We start from the raw sequence: 14124 nt of genomic DNA on the forward strand, positions 1-14124 counted from the left end.
AACTGGATTCACTTCAGTTCTACTGGGTGGGAGGTGTTCCGTCAATAGCGGGGTCGAAGAGCGTCGGATTCGGCCGGCAGCAGCCGGCCCGATGTCAGAGTCCGACGAGATCCGCGATCCGCCCGCGGTGCGCCCGCGAATCCCCCAGCAGCGGTTCGTCTCCGAGCGCGCGGCGAACATAGGAGTGCGTCGCATGTTCCCAGGTGAAGCCGACTCCCCCGTGAAGTTGCACGGCCTCCATCGCGGTGGCGATCACGGCCTCGGTGCAGACCGCACCCGCGACAGCGGCCGGAAGCGCCGCGGCGCCCGGGTCTTCCGCGAACACCGCGGCCGCGTACCGCGCCGCCGATCGCGCCTTCTCGAGCTCGACGAGAGTGTTCGCCAGTCGATGCTTGACAGCCTGGAAGGAGCCGATCGCCCGCCCGAACTGGCGGCGCTGCATGGTGTATTCCCGTGTACTGTCCAGTAATCGGTCGATCACGCCGACGTGCTCGCAGGCCAGTCCGATCACTCCGAGACTCTGCAACGATTCGACCGCGCGCGGTGCGTCACCGGGTCCGGCGAGCCGCACCGCCTCCGCGTCGTCGAAGAGCAGATTCGCCTGCCGTCGACTGGGGTCGACCACCGGAAGTTCTGTTCGCCGCACCGTCGCGGTCCGCAGATCGACCGCATAGAGGCCGGGTCCGTCGTCGGCGTGCGCGAGCAGCACGACGACATCGGCGGCGCCGCCCTGCACGACATTCGTCGCGCGACCGGACAGCGACCATCGGTCGCCGGCGCGCGCGGCGTCGACGAAATCGGTCTGCCCACTCAGGGCCGTCACCGTCGCGACGAGTTCGCCCCGGACGACCTGGTCGAGCAGTTCGTCTACTGTTTGCGACCTTTCGGCCGCGAGTAGGGCGTGCACTCCCAGCGTGGCGGACGTGAGCACCGGTTCGCAGACCAGCGCGCGCCCGCATTCTTCGAGAACGATGCCGAGTTCGACCACGCTGTATCCGAGGCCGCCGCGATCCTCCGGCACCGTCAGGGCCGCGACGTTCATCTCCTCGACGAGCAGCGACCACAACTCGGGGGAATAGCCGACCGGGGACCGGGCGACGAGCCGGCCGTCCTCGAGGGTCGAGTGGCGGTCGAGCAGGCGGCGTATGACGTCGCGGATGTCTTCGTGCTCGGCGACGGGGGTCATCGCCGCGGGTTCGGTCTCGGGCCAAGGGCTGGAATGGGAGGACTGCATTGAACTCTCCTATAAATTGACGTGAGTTCAGTTTAGTTTCGCAGAAGACGAGACGGCAAGGACTCTCGACAGACCCACCCATGTTGAACTAAGTTCATTTCATGACCGATGCACTCGTGATCGAGCAGTACTACGCGATCCTCGACAGCGGCCGGATCGAAGACGCGGTTGCCCTGCTCGACGAATCGATCGAGTTCGCCATAGTTCTTCCCGGTACCGTCCGTCGCGGCCACACCCGCGCCGACATGCTCGACTACCTCCGGGGACGACCCCCGGTCGACCGGCGGCACGTGCTGCTCCGGACGAGCAGCGCCGGCGACGTCCAGTTCGCCTACGGCTCCGTCGTCGAGAACGAGACGAAGACGACCGGCTACTTCCTCGCCGCCATGCACTTAGGCGCCGACGGCGCCATCGACGCGTACAAGGTGTCCTTCGACACGGAATTCAGCATTCTCACAAGGGAGTTGGCACATGACAAGCGCGACTGACCTGAATCCGACGACGTCACCGACGCCCGTGCTGGTCGCATGGTTCGCGTTCATGGATTCGGACGATCCCGACCGCGTCCTGACGATGATCACCGACGACTTCCGGATGTCGATCCAGTTCTCCACCGGCGGCGGGAAGGCAGCCGAATTCGTCGGCGATCGCGCAGGTCTCGTCGGGTACCTGCAGCAACGCGAGAAGAGCGTGCTGGTACACGAGATCCTCGCGGGCTCGCGGGTGGGTGACGTCGAACTGGCACTGGGACGCACCACCCGGAACGGCGAATTCGAGGCGTCGTTCAACACCTCGGCACAGCTCGACGAGTCCGGGCTCGTGCGGAGGTTGCTCATCTGCCGCACGCCCGAGATCTCGTTCCCCCTCTGACACACCTGTGAGTACTTGTTAACCGCGGGCGGTTAACAAGTACTCACAGGGGGTTTCGGTCAGGACGTGAGGTCGTACAGGGTCACGCCGTCCACGGTGACTGCGGTGAAGTTCGCCTGCACCCAGGTGGAGATCTCCGACGCGGTGCCGTCGCCACCCATTCCGCCGCCCCGGCCGCCGGCGATGAAGTAGTGGATCTTCCCGTCCGCCACGTACTGCTGGAACTGCTCGAGCGTGGGTGACGGATCGCTGCCGTTGAACCCGCCGATCGGCATGACCGGGTCCTCGGTGGCGAGTTGGTAGCCGGACGCACTGTTGGAACCGATCGCCGCGGCCACCCAGGTGTAGTTGCCGGCATCCTGCTCCAGCAGCGACACCAGTTCCTCGCCGGGGTTGCTGCCGGAGAGGAGTCCCCCGGCAGCGCCGCCCATGGCTCCCATGCCGCCCATGCCGTCGGTGGCGCCTGCCGTTGCGCCGTCGGTGGCACCGGGAGCCGCACCGCCCGGCATCGTGGGCGCGGCGCCGCCGTCGGTGCGCCCGCCCATGCGTCCGGCACCGTCCATGCCACCGGGGCCACCCATTCCGCCGAAGCCACCGCGACCGCCTTCGACGGTGGGTCCGGCCGAGACGATCGAACCGGTGTGCGGCGTCGCGATCGTGTCGACGGCGTACGCCGTCGGTCCGGCGAGCCCAGTGAACAGCGCGGCCAGCGTGACGACGGCCGCGATCCGTCCCCGGGTCAGCGCCGGGATCAGCACGGCCACCGCGGCGAGAACACCGGCGACGACCACGGCCCACTTCAGCCACGGCACGAACGACGCACTGCGCCCGAGCAGAACCCAGGACATGGCCGCTGTGGCCAGCAGTGTCACCGCAAGAACAGCACGCACCCACAGGGTGTCGCGTCGACGCCACAGCGTCACAGAACCGATCGCCACCAGCGCGGCCACGGCCGGTGCGAGCGCGACGGTGTAGTACGCGTGGAAGATTCCGGCCATGAAGCTGAACGTCAGCCCGGTGACGAGCAGCCACAGGCCCCACACGACGAACGACGCACGTTGCGTGTCGGTGCGTGGCGCCCTGCCACGCACTACGAGACCGGCGACGAGCAGAATCAGAGCGGCCGGGATCAGCCAGGCGATCTGACCGCCCTGAGCCGACTCGAACATGCGCGTGATGCCGGTGCTGCCCCACATTCCGCCGCCACCGCCGGGGCCGCCTCCGGGGAAGCCCCCGCCTGCCATGGCGTCACCCATTGCTGCTCCGGCTTCGCCACGCGCGCCGCCACCGGGCGTGACGCTGCCCGTCTCCTCACCGTTCAACCGGCCGAGACCGTTGTAGCCCAGGGTGAGTTCGAGGATCGAGTTGTTCTGCGAACCGCCGATCCAGGGCCGCGACGACGCCGGCCACAGCTCGACGGTCAGCAACCACCAGCCCGCGGAGACGATCATCGCGCCGAGCGCGGCGAAGCACTGGGCGAGGCGTTTGCCGAACTTCGGTGGTCCCGCGAAGAGGTAGGTCAGGGCGAGCGGCGGGACGACGAGCATCACCTGAAGCTGCTTGGTCAGGAACCCCAGCCCGACGAACACGCCGGTCAGCACCATCCACCGGGTGCGTCCGTCCTCCACGGCACGCAGCATCGCCCACACGGACGCGATCATCAGCAGCACCAGCAGCGCGTCGGGGTTGTTGAACCGGAACATGAGCACCGCGATCGGCGTCAGTGCGAGCACCAGACCGGCGAGCAGACCGGCCGGGGCCCCGAACCACCGCTTCACCGTCGCGTACAGCAGCGCGACGGAACCGACGCCGAGCAGGGCCTGCGGCACCAGCATCGCCCACGAGCTGAGGCCGAAGATCCGGACCGACAGCGACATCAGCCACAGCGACATCGGCGGCTTGTCGACGGTGATGGAGTTGGCGGCGTCGGAGGACCCGAAGAAGAACGCCTTCCACGACTCCGAACCGGCCTGCACCGCGGCGGCATAGAACGAGTTGGCCCAGCCGGAGGCGCCGAGCCCCCAGATGTACGCGACCGCCGTCCCGACGAGCAGTGCGGCGAGCGCCCAGGGCTCCCACCTCCGCCGGGCCGGAGGAGGTTCGGGCGTTTCGACCTTCGGTTGTTCGAGGGTCGTCGTCATGCGTGAACTCCTTCGGGGCGAGCGTTCCGGAACACCCAGCGAAGGGCTATGAAACGACTGATGGTGGCAACGAGATTGGCGAGTACGAGGACGGCGAGTTCGACGTGCTTGGACGCGTCCGGGGCCGCCGAGTGCAGGACGAACAGGGAACCGCTGGTGAGCAGCAGTCCGAAGGCGAACACGAGCAGACCCTGCATCTGATGCCGGGCGGCGCCTTCGGATCCGCGCACCCCGAACGTGAACGCGCGGTTCGCGGTCGTGTTGAGCACGGCCGTGACCAGCAGTGAGACGGCGTTGGCCCACTGCGCGCCCAGGACCGGATGCAGAACCAGGTAGAGCAGCGCGTACGCGACGGTGGACGCGACACCGATCACCGCGAACCGGGCCAACTGCCCGACCATGCCGCGGGGAACCCCGGGCACCAGCGGCTCGCGTCCGAAGCTGTCCCGCAAGCTGCCGATCGGCAGCGATCCGGTGGACAGCGCCCGGCCCACCCGCCACACGCCCTTGAGGTCGGCGACAGCGGTCGCGACGATGTCGACGCGACTATCCGGGTCGTCGACCCAGTCCACGGGGACCTCGTGGATGCGCAGGCCTGCGCGTTCCGCGAGCACCAGCAGCTCGGTGTCGAAGAACCATCCGGTGTCCTCGACCAGCGGCAGCAGACGCTGCGCGACGTCCGCCCGCATCGCCTTGAACCCGCACTGCGCGTCGGAGAACCGCGCGTGCAGCGCGCTGCGGAGGATGAGGTTGTAGCTGCGGGAGATGAACTCACGCTTCGGGCCCCGGACCACCCGCGAGGAGCGGGCGAGCCGGGAGCCGATCGCGAGGTCCGAATGCCCCGACAGCAGCGGTGCGATCAGCGGCATCAGGGCGTTGAGGTCCGTCGACAGATCGACGTCCATGTACGCCACCACCTCGGCGTCGGAGGCACTCCACACCGCGCGCAGGGCGCGGCCGCGTCCCTTCTCGTCGAGGTGCACGACGCGGACGCCGTCGATCTCGGCGGCCAGTCGGTGGGCCACGGCGAGGGTGGCGTCGACGCTGGCGTTGTCGGCGATGGTGATGCGGGCGGTGTAGGGAACGTTCTCGTCGAGGTGCCGCCGCAGCCGGCGCACGCAACGTTCGAGTCCGGCTTCCTCGTTGTAGACCGGCACGACAACGTCGAGCACGGGCGCGGTCTCGGAGGTTCCGGAGGTCTCGAGTCGTCCCATGGCGCCCGGTGCTCGGGAGAGGGAATTCGTCGTCATGCGTCCAAGGTTCGGCCCGGACGCTGCGATCACTCTGGACGGAGGCTGGGAGTTTCCTGTGCGCTTCGCGCCCGTGAGTACTTATTAACCGCGGAAGGTTAATAAGTACTCACGGGTGGCGAAGCCGCATAATGGCGGCCATGGGATCTGTATTCAGCGCCATCATCAACGGAGATCTGCCGGGACGGTTCGTGTGGGAGGACGAGGACGTCGTCGCGTTCCTCACGATCGCCCCCGTGACCCAGGGCCACACCCTCGTCGTGCCGCGCGAGGAGGTGGACCAGTGGCAGGACGTCGACGGTGAGGTCTGGAACAAGGTCATGGACGTGGCCCGCACGATCGGGCAGGCCGTCCGCCCGGCGTTCGACGCACCGCGGGCGGGACTGCTGATCGCCGGCCTCGAGGTGCCCCACCTGCACCTGCACGTCTTCCCCGCCTACGATCTCGGCGATTTCAACATCAGCAACGCCGAGCAGAATCCGTCCCAGGAATCGCTCGAGGAGGCGCAGGCGAAGATCAAGGCGGCGCTGCGCGAACTCGGCCACGGGGCCAACGTCCCCGACTGACGGTCAGCTCGACCGCGGCAGTTCCACCCGGAACGTGGCACCTTCGCCGGGCCGGCTGTCGACGGTTACCGACCCTCGGTGGGCGGCGACCAGGGCCGCGACGATCGACAGGCCGAGCCCGCTGCCGCCGCTCTCCCGGGTGCGGGACGCGTCGGTGCGGTAGAACCTCTCGAACACCCGGGCCGCGTCTTCCTCGGTCAGTCCGGGTCCGGTGTCGGCCACCTCGAGCACGACGCTGTGCTCGGTGGTGCCGAGCCGGACCGTCACGTCCGCGGTGGCGGGGGTGTGTTTGACGGCGTTGGCGAGCAGGTTGCCGAGGACCTGCCGCAGCCGGGCCTCGTCGCCGATCACCTCCGGTGTCCCGGGTCCGGGGCGGACGTCGAGGGCGATGGACCGCTCGGGGGCGACGGCGCGCGCCCCGTGCACGGCGTCGGATGCCACCGACAGCAGGTCGACGGGCCGGGTCTCGAGGGGTCGCTGGGCATCGAGCCGGGCGAGCATCAGCAGGTCTTCCACCAGGAGACCCATCCGCGACGCTTCCCCTTCGATGCGGCTCATCAGGGTTTCGGTGTCGGTCATCGCGCCCTGTCGATACAGTTCGGCGAAGCCGCGGATCGTGGTGAGCGGGGTGCGCAGTTCGTGGCTCGCGTCGGCGACGAATCGCCGCATCTTCTCCTCGGACCGCCGCGCCGACTCCTCCGACGCCTCGGTGGCGGCGAACGCGTGCTGGATCTGCGCGAGCATTCCGTTGAGCGCCACAGACAGTCGCCCGATCTCGGTACGGTCGTCCCGTTCCGGGACGCGTCGGTGCAGGTCTCCCGCCGCGATCGCCGCGGCGGTCTCCTCCACTTCGACGAGGGGACGCAGACTGCGCCGGACCACGAAATACGCGACCACTCCGAGCACGATCAGCACCACCACACCGATGATGAGTTGCAGCACGGCCAGCCGGTTCACGGTTTCGTCGTTCTCGGTGAGCGTCATCGCGACCGTCGTCTCGATGCCGTCCGGCGCGGTGGTGGTCAGCACCCGCCACCGCACGTCGGAACCGTCGGTCGAGCCGACCGTCACGGGCACGGAGGCGGGGTCTTCCGGCAGTGCGGGCGAGACGGATTCGTCGTTGATCTCACGCAGCACGGTGCCGTTGGCCAATGTCGTGCGGACGTAGAACGGGCTCGGCGGACGTCCGGGATTCGGTTCGTCGGGCGGCGGCAGCGGACGCGACTTGCCGGGCTTCGCCCACCCCTGAGCGGCCTCGTGGAGTTGGTGATCGACGCGGTTGGTCAGCGAATTCTCGAGCGCCGACGTCACCGCGACACCGGACGCGAGAAGCCCGAGCGCAGCGAGCAGGAGCACGGCGCCGACGAGCGTGATGCGCAGTGGCATCGCCCGGATCCACCGTCGCGCAGGCCTGTTCGGGACGGTGGCGACCACCTCGGCCGACTCCCGGGGAGCCGCGGGCGCGGTCATCGCCGCGGTTCGCGCATCACGTAGCCGACGCCGCGGAGGGTGTGGATCAGCGGGGTCTCGCCGGTGTCGACCTTCCGGCGCAGGTACGACACGTACGACTCGACCACGCCGACCTCACCGCCGAAGTCGTAGTTCCAGACGTGGTCGAGGATCCGCGGCTTGCTCAGCACCGTGCCGGCGTTGACCATGAAGTACCGCAGCAGCGTGAACTCCGTCGGAGAGAGCGACACCAGGTCGCCCGCCTTCCAGACCTCCCGCGTGTCGTCGTCGAGTTCGATGTCGGCGAACTTGATGCGGGCCGACTGCTCCTCCACCGACACCTTGCCCGCCCGCCGGAGGATGACGCGAAGCCGGGTCACCACTTCTTCGAGGCTGAACGGCTTGGTGACGTAGTCGTCCGCGCCGAGGGTCAGGCCGCTGATCTTGTCCTCCACCGCATCCTTCGCGGTGAGGAACAGCACCGGCGCGTCCACACCGTCGGCGCGCAACCGCTTGAGCAGGCCGAACCCGTCCATTCCCGGCATCATGACGTCGAGAATGACGGCGTCCGGGCGGAAGGTGCGCGCCGTGTCGAGTCCCTCGGCCCCGGTCGACGCCGTCGCCACCTCGAATCCCTGGAATCGGAGACTCACGGAGAGCAACTCGAGGATGTTCGGTTCGTCGTCGACGACGAGGACGCGGGCTTCGACAGGCTTATCATTCACGCAACCCATCATCACTCGTGACGCTGGATCGTCGCTGTAGGTTTCCTGGGAGGTTCCTGTGAGCCGGTGCGGCCGGCCCTGGCCGGACGGATTCCGATCGTCAGTTGACGACGATATTGAGGTTGAACACTACCCCGCCGAACGTCAGGATCGTGTTGGCCAATCCGAGTGTGACACCACTGTTGAGCGCCCCGAGCAGTCCCAGCATCATGACCTCCATCGTCGCCCCGGTGAAGGGGTGTTTGCGCGCTGTCCGTACGCGTTGCGGATGACACTAAGTCACGTTCGACAAATTCGTGGCGACACGCGCACGCAATTTCCCTGAATAAAATCACCCATTCTTCTCGAGCGAAAAAGGATGAAATTCCGGGCGCATGAGCGAGGATGGGACAGTTGCTCTCCCGCGCCCCGGCGCTCACGGTCGCCGCACAACGCGACAACCCCGCCGTCGAGCCGACGGCGGGGTTGCGACCGGAGTTGTCTTGACAGGCAGGAAGTTCAGGCGACGACGTTCAGGTTGAGCACCACTCCGCCGAACGTGCCGATCGTGTTGGCGAGTCCGAGGGTGAAAGCGCTGTTGATTGCGGCGAGCAGTCCGAGCATCATGATGTTCCTCGTTATCTTCCGTGGTATACGCACAGAATTCACTGTCGCGCTCGACAATAAGTCAGCAGGTCTCGATCTGCGAGATATTCGGTGCATTCCCGCGCCGTGCGCGCGGAGCGAGCCTGTGGAGTCGCTCACCACTCACGGGCGCGGAGCGCGTCTTTGGGTACCGTGGAATTCGTCGACACGACATCCGGACGAGCGCACCGTACCCGGCCAGCGACAAGACGGTGCCCGGAGGTTTGTCATGGCGTGGATCGTGCTCGTGCTGTCGGGGGTTCTGGAGGCTGTCTGGGCCACCGCCCTCGGCCGGTCGGAGGGATTCAGCAAGCTCGGGCCCAGCATCGTCTTCGGCGTCGCCCTGGTCTTCAGCATGGCGGGTCTGGCCTACGCGATGCGCAGTCTCCCCACCGGAACGTCGTACGCGGTGTGGGTCGGCATCGGCGCGGCGCTGACGGTCGGGTTCGCGATGCTGACGGGCGCCGAGAGTGCCACGCCGGTGAAGATTCTGCTGATCCTGGGCATCGTGGGATGCGTCGTCGGACTGAAGGCTCTGCACTGACCTGATCGACACGCTCGATGATTGTGTGTCGCGGGTTACAGTAACTCCATGAACCTGGTGTCGTTGATGACCCTCCCGGTGCGTGCCGGTCTCGCGGCGGCCGATGTCGGTCTCGGTATCGCCGAGGCCGCCCTCGTGTCGGTGCGGACCGCGGTCGCCGGGACCGGCGTGGTCACGGGAATGAGCACCCAGGGGAGCCCGCTGCAGGTGATCAGCCAACTGTCGTCGCTGGCGGCCAACGACCGGCCGCTCGGGCAGGCCCTCCAGCCGGGCGGTCCGCTCGATCGTCTCCTCGCCCCGGGCGGCCCCGTCGACCGTCTCACGTCGGAGGGCGGCACCCTCGAACGACTGCTCGAGCCGGGTGGGCCGCTCGAGCGGGTCCTCGCCAAGGACGGCCCGCTCGACCGGGTCCTCGCCGAGGACGGCACCCTGGAGCGACTGCTCGCGAAAGACGGCCTGCTCGACCGTCTCACCGCCGAGCAGGGACCCCTCGAACGGCTGACTGCGCAGGACGGCGCGGTCGAACGGCTCACGGCGCCGGGCGGACTGGTGGATCGGGCGCTCGCCGAGAACGGCATCCTCGACACACTGCTGTCAGAGGGCGGCGCGTTCGAACGCCTCATCGCCGAGGGCGGCCCGCTCGATCAGATCGTGGCACTGTCCGAGACGTTGACGGCGCTGGCGCCCAACCTCGAGCGGATGAGCGCGAGCGTCGACCTGCTGCAGGAGACGGTGGGGGTTCTCAGCGCCGCCGTCGGGCCGCTCGGTGAACTGGCGGGCAAGTTGCCGGGGCGCTGGCTCAACAAGGGCAAGGGCGACCGTCCGGGCGTCGACTACACCCTCGGCCCCGCCTGACGCTGTCCGCTCGGGACGGCCTGGGAGCGACCGGCCGACACTGACCGACACCTGCCTCTGGTATGTATTTCGCATGACACGAACCATCGTTGCGCTGTTGATCCCGGCCGCCCTGCTGCTCGGGGCGTGCAGTTCCGAATCGACCACCACCGACGCCGAGTCCACGGCGAGCGCAACGACCGAGGCCACCGAGGCGTCCTCCGCAGGCCTGCCCGCCGTCGCGGACCTGTGCAAAGGCCTCCTCCAGTACGCGAAGGGCGCCGAGGCCCGCGCGCAGCAGAGCGGCGAGACGTTCGACCGCACGAAGGCCCTCGACGACCTCTTCACCCAGTCGGCCGAGACGGCGGAGTGGAAGGACGCTCCGCAGGAGCGCAAGGATCAGATGATCCAGGCCTACGACGCCGCCAAGACCGGGGCCTGCTGACCCGTCCCTCGATCAAGGACCGGAACTGTCCTCAATCCTTCGTAGCGTGGTCTGCATGACCGACACGACGAAGTCCATCCGACCGTTTCGCATCGACATCGCGCAGGCGCAACTCGACGATCTCGCCGCACGACTCGCGCGGACCCGGTTCGGCACCCCGCTCCCGGGTGACGACTGGAAAACCGGGGTGCCCACGTCCTACCTGGTCGAACTCGTCGCGTACTGGCGCGACGAGTTCGACTGGCGGGCACAGGAGAAATCGCTCAACACCTTCCCGCAGTTCGTGACCGAGATCGACGGGCAGAACATCCACTTTCTGCACGTCCGCTCACCCGAACCGGACGCACTGCCCCTGGTCCTCACCCACGGCTGGCCGGGTTCGTTCGTCGAGTTCCTCGACGTGATCGGGCCCCTCACCGACCCCGTGGCGCACGGTGGCAACCCCGCGGACGCATTCCACGTGGTGGTGCCGTCGCTGCCCGGATTCGGATTCTCGGGACCGGTCCGCGAATCGGGCTGGAACATCCACCGGATCGCCGGGGCGTGGGCGGAGCTGATGAGCCGGCTCGGATACGACCGTTACGGGGTCCAGGGCGGCGACATCGGCGCGGGCGTCTCGCCCGAGGTCGCCCGCATCGCCCGGGACGCGGTGGCCGGGGTGCACCTCAACGGCAACATCGGGGTTCCCGTCCACGACGTGGACGAGGCGGAGCGGGCGAGCCTGACACCGCTGGAGCGGGACCGCCTGGACCGGGTGTTGCGGTTCCTGACCGACGAGTTCGGCTACATCTCCATCCAGTCGACGCGACCTGCGACGCTCGGTGCCGCGCTCGCCGATTCACCGGTCGGTCAGCTCGCTTGGATCGTCGACAAGTTCCGCGAGTGGACGCATCCGCGGGAGGCGCTCCCCCACGACGTCGTCGGCATCGACCGCCTGCTCACCAACGTCATGTTGTACTGGCTGACCGACACCGCGTCCTCGGCCGCGTACGTCGGCTACATGCAGGAATCTTCTTGGGGCACCGCCAATTCCGTGTCCGGCATCCCGACCGCCGTCATCGTCTTCGCCCACGACGTCGGCATCCGCCGCTACGCGGAGCGGGAGCATGCGATCACGCGGTGGACCGACGTCGAGGATCGCGGCGGCCACTTCGCCGCACTCGAGGAGCCCGCGACCCTGACTGCGGACATCCGGGACTTCTTCGCCGGACTTCGCTGAGCGGATCCGGAGCGGTCAGATCAGGCTCGAGATGAGGAAGGCGGCAAGCAGCACGCCGACGAGAACGGATCCGGCGGTGGCGGCCGCGAGGACCACCGAACCGGTCACGGCCATTGCCGGCGCCGCCGCGACGAGGGCGGCGACGAGCGCGGTTCCGAGCGAGAAGCGGCGGTCGGGCTCTGCCTGCCGGTCCTTCGCGTGCCGGGCACTGTGCGTGCGGAATGCATTGTGGGCCGTGAGGGTCATGATTCTTTGTCCCGTCTGGAGTCGAATGCGGGGCCAGAGTCGGAGCCCTGGCGGGTACAGAGTTCACCTCCCCGGCGCAGTGGTGGATCACTATCCGGGCGTGCGGCCCGGCCCGTCCAGCCGGGACGCCAGTTCGGCGTTCTCGGATTCGAGCGCGAGGATGCGCCGAATGCCGGCGACGTTCACACCGTCGTCCATGAGCTGAGCGATGCGTGCCAGCCTGATCAGGTCGTCGTCGCTGTATCTGCGGGTGCCGCCGCTGGTCCGGGCGGGGGTGAGCAACCCCCGCCGCTCGTACAGGCGGAGAGTCTGCGGGCCGATGCCCGTCAACTCCGACGTCACCGCAATTCCGTAGACCCCGCGACGTGAGCGGGGCAGGACGTCGATGGTCATAACAGGCTCCCTTCTGCTTAAGGAACACCTGATATTAACACGCAAATGAAATGAATCTGCATTCGTAAATACAGATTTTGCATCTCGGACCCGTCATGCCTGGCCGGCGGCCGCCAAGACGACCATCGGGTCACGTAATCTCGGACCCGAACCGAACACGAACCGCCACCGACCCCGGACGGATTCGTCGAGGTGTCGTGGCCGTGAGCGCCGCGGCCTCTGTGCGAGAGACGAGAAGACGGTGCCCCGTACTCAGGAACACGCAGATCGCTACCGCGACGCCCTCACGGCGCTCGCCGCGGCCACGCAGCGACCGGCCAACGTGGTCAACACCGGTGCGGGCTACGCGATCCGGGTCGACTTCGAGTTCAACCGGTACCTTCTCGCGTCGAATGCCACCGACGGACTGACCGACGCCGTCGAGGACGCGTCCGAGTGGAGGGTCAGCCTGTTCCAGGGCGCCGCCGACGGCACGTCCGACGAATTGCTGGCCACCGCCGGGCACGCGTGGCTGGTCGACGCATTCGACCTCGCGTTCGCCGACATCCGGGCCGAAGGTAAATGGCAGTCGGCCGACGCGTCGTTCGACGAGTTCAACCCCACGAACGACCAGTCTGCGAGCTGATCCGGCGCCGCTCAGGCGCGGTCCGGGACCTCGGATCGGACGAGTTGCTCGAGTTCGGCGTTCCGCGCCGCGAGGACCGCGTTCTCGGCCTCGAGCCGAAGGATCTGGCCGATGCCGATGAGATTGACTCCTGCGGCGACGAGTTCGGTGATCTTCTGGAGGCGCGCGACATCGTCCTCGCTGTACCGGCGTGTGCCACCGCCCGTGCGAGTCGGTGTGATCAACCCGCGCCGCTCGTACAGGCGCAGCGTCTGTGGTCCGATACCCGTCAGTTCCGACGTTACCGAGATCCCGTATACACCCCGCTGCGAACGAAGCGGCATATGAGAGGACGTCACCGGGTCTCCCTTCTTCTCAGGGCACATCAACCTTAGCAAGCGCCGGTGGACACAATATGCCGCGGGGCGCGCAGGTTCGCTCCGGAATGCCCACACCCCCGCGGGGCTGGACCAGCAATCTTGCCGATTCGGCTTGAACTTCCCGTCCGACCGCTGTAGAACAAATCTATATTCTTCAACGCAGATTAGTTCTCACGACGAGGCCGCACGAAGGAGAACCGCAGATGACCACCCACGACCCTCAGAGCACTCCCCACGACGGGGAGGTCCTCGTTCTCGGTGCAGGCAGCGGCGGAGCGATCGCCGGCGGCCTGATCGCCACGCTGGCGCTCAGCGCGCTCACTCTCCTCTCGTCCCTGCCGACGTGACCGGACACCCCGACACCCGCACCCGTTCGACACCGACACAGACCCAGACACAGACTCTTCGCACACGACAGGACGCAGCCCTCATGCCCGCCAGCTCCGCATTCCACGCTTCCGCCACCAGCACCACGCGCGGCGGAGCCACGATGAGCACCGAGGAAATCAAGGCCCGGATCGAGGCGATGTTCGCCGACGAGGCCGCAGACACGTCCCCCGCACTCGTCGAATAGCGACGCCATCGCCGATGCCGGCAGGT

General features: G+C 67.7%; 18 protein-coding genes and 1 riboswitch. Of the genes, 10 read left to right on the top strand and 8 right to left on the bottom strand.

Annotated elements, in window-relative coordinates:
• Positions 1 to 94: 94 nt before the first annotated feature.
• On the bottom strand, positions 95 to 1234 hold the full coding sequence (locus tag BLV94_RS21100; RefSeq protein ID WP_072942875.1) for an acyl-CoA dehydrogenase family protein: 1140 nt from the start codon (positions 1232 to 1234) through the stop codon (positions 95 to 97).
• A 101-nt stretch (positions 1235 to 1335) separates the two neighbouring features.
• Here BLV94_RS21100 and BLV94_RS21105 point away from each other — a divergent pair, with 101 nt between their 5' ends.
• Together BLV94_RS21105 and BLV94_RS21110 are read left to right on the top strand one after the other, a co-directional pair.
• Entirely contained in the window at positions 1336 to 1722 is a 387-nt protein-coding gene (locus BLV94_RS21105; protein ID WP_072942874.1) for a hypothetical protein, read from the top strand.
• Positions 1706 to 2104, top strand: a complete 399-nt coding sequence (locus BLV94_RS21110; RefSeq protein ID WP_072942873.1) for a hypothetical protein — start codon at positions 1706 to 1708, stop codon at positions 2102 to 2104. Before BLV94_RS21105 ends, BLV94_RS21110 begins: the two co-directional genes overlap by 17 nt.
• A 59-nt stretch (positions 2105 to 2163) precedes the next feature.
• Here the strand turns inward: BLV94_RS21110 and BLV94_RS21115 are convergent, their stop codons facing one another.
• Both BLV94_RS21115 and BLV94_RS21120 read right to left on the bottom strand, forming a co-directional pair.
• Entirely contained in the window at positions 2164 to 4245 is a 2082-nt protein-coding gene (locus BLV94_RS21115; RefSeq protein ID WP_072942872.1) for an ArnT family glycosyltransferase, read from the bottom strand.
• Positions 4242 to 5495: a bifunctional glycosyltransferase family 2/GtrA family protein gene (locus BLV94_RS21120; protein ID WP_072942871.1), complete on the bottom strand. Its 1254-nt coding sequence runs from the start codon at positions 5493 to 5495 to the stop codon at positions 4242 to 4244. Before BLV94_RS21120 ends, BLV94_RS21115 begins: the two co-directional genes overlap by 4 nt.
• Positions 5496 to 5635: 140 nt before the next feature.
• Here BLV94_RS21120 and BLV94_RS21125 point away from each other — a divergent pair, with 140 nt between their 5' ends.
• Complete coding sequence (locus tag BLV94_RS21125) at positions 5636 to 6061, top strand: HIT family protein (protein ID WP_174705505.1); 426 nt, start codon at positions 5636 to 5638, stop codon at positions 6059 to 6061.
• A 3-nt stretch (positions 6062 to 6064) separates the two neighbouring features.
• Here BLV94_RS21125 and BLV94_RS21130 read toward each other — a convergent pair whose 3' ends face one another.
• Together BLV94_RS21130 and BLV94_RS21135 are read right to left on the bottom strand one after the other, a co-directional pair.
• A complete protein-coding gene (locus tag BLV94_RS21130) occupies positions 6065 to 7447 on the bottom strand; it encodes a sensor histidine kinase (RefSeq protein WP_072943153.1) in 1383 nt (460 codons plus the stop codon).
• A gap of 80 nt (positions 7448 to 7527) precedes the next feature.
• Positions 7528 to 8244, bottom strand: a complete 717-nt coding sequence (locus BLV94_RS21135) for a response regulator transcription factor (protein WP_167372175.1) — start codon at positions 8242 to 8244, stop codon at positions 7528 to 7530.
• A 772-nt stretch (positions 8245 to 9016) separates the two neighbouring features.
• Positions 9017 to 9078: riboswitch (guanidine-III (ykkC-III) riboswitch) on the top strand.
• A gap of 10 nt (positions 9079 to 9088) precedes the next feature.
• Between BLV94_RS21135 and BLV94_RS21140 the strand changes: the two genes are divergently transcribed.
• The 4 genes from BLV94_RS21140 (at position 9089) to BLV94_RS21155 (ending at position 11901) form a co-directional block, all read left to right on the top strand.
• A complete protein-coding gene (locus BLV94_RS21140; RefSeq protein ID WP_072942865.1) occupies positions 9089 to 9403 on the top strand; it encodes a DMT family transporter in 315 nt (104 codons plus the stop codon).
• A 48-nt stretch (positions 9404 to 9451) separates the two neighbouring features.
• Entirely contained in the window at positions 9452 to 10258 is an 807-nt protein-coding gene (locus BLV94_RS21145) for an ABC transporter (RefSeq protein ID WP_072942863.1), read from the top strand.
• A gap of 73 nt (positions 10259 to 10331) precedes the next feature.
• Complete coding sequence (locus tag BLV94_RS21150) at positions 10332 to 10682, top strand: hypothetical protein (RefSeq protein ID WP_072942861.1); 351 nt, start codon at positions 10332 to 10334, stop codon at positions 10680 to 10682.
• A 55-nt stretch (positions 10683 to 10737) separates the two neighbouring features.
• Positions 10738 to 11901 carry an epoxide hydrolase family protein gene (locus BLV94_RS21155; RefSeq protein WP_072942859.1) on the top strand — a complete coding sequence of 388 codons (1164 nt, stop codon included), beginning with the start codon at positions 10738 to 10740 and terminating at the stop codon, positions 11899 to 11901.
• 15 nt (positions 11902 to 11916) lie between these two features.
• Here the strand turns inward: BLV94_RS21155 and BLV94_RS21160 are convergent, their stop codons facing one another.
• Together BLV94_RS21160 and BLV94_RS21165 are read right to left on the bottom strand one after the other, a co-directional pair.
• Positions 11917 to 12147: a hypothetical protein gene (locus BLV94_RS21160; RefSeq protein WP_072942857.1), complete on the bottom strand. Its 231-nt coding sequence runs from the start codon at positions 12145 to 12147 to the stop codon at positions 11917 to 11919.
• 90 nt (positions 12148 to 12237) lie between these two features.
• A complete protein-coding gene (locus BLV94_RS21165) occupies positions 12238 to 12540 on the bottom strand; it encodes a MerR family transcriptional regulator (RefSeq protein ID WP_072942855.1) in 303 nt (100 codons plus the stop codon).
• Between the two features lie 241 nt (positions 12541 to 12781).
• Here BLV94_RS21165 and BLV94_RS21170 point away from each other — a divergent pair, with 241 nt between their 5' ends.
• Positions 12782 to 13165: a hypothetical protein gene (locus tag BLV94_RS21170; RefSeq protein WP_072942853.1), complete on the top strand. Its 384-nt coding sequence runs from the start codon at positions 12782 to 12784 to the stop codon at positions 13163 to 13165.
• Between the two features lie 11 nt (positions 13166 to 13176).
• Here BLV94_RS21170 and BLV94_RS21175 read toward each other — a convergent pair whose 3' ends face one another.
• Positions 13177 to 13503 carry a MerR family transcriptional regulator gene (locus BLV94_RS21175; RefSeq protein ID WP_083395631.1) on the bottom strand — a complete coding sequence of 109 codons (327 nt, stop codon included), beginning with the start codon at positions 13501 to 13503 and terminating at the stop codon, positions 13177 to 13179.
• Between the two features lie 224 nt (positions 13504 to 13727).
• Between BLV94_RS21175 and BLV94_RS49630 the strand changes: the two genes are divergently transcribed.
• Both BLV94_RS49630 and BLV94_RS49635 read left to right on the top strand, forming a co-directional pair.
• Positions 13728 to 13871 carry a hypothetical protein gene (locus BLV94_RS49630; protein ID WP_167372176.1) on the top strand — a complete coding sequence of 48 codons (144 nt, stop codon included), beginning with the start codon at positions 13728 to 13730 and terminating at the stop codon, positions 13869 to 13871.
• An 83-nt stretch (positions 13872 to 13954) separates the two neighbouring features.
• Complete coding sequence (locus tag BLV94_RS49635; protein ID WP_167372177.1) at positions 13955 to 14098, top strand: hypothetical protein; 144 nt, start codon at positions 13955 to 13957, stop codon at positions 14096 to 14098.
• The last annotated feature ends 26 nt before the right edge of the window (positions 14099 to 14124 follow it).

Source organism: Rhodococcus koreensis (assembly GCF_900105905.1).
Taxonomy (GTDB): domain Bacteria; phylum Actinomycetota; class Actinomycetes; order Mycobacteriales; family Mycobacteriaceae; genus Rhodococcus_F; species Rhodococcus_F koreensis.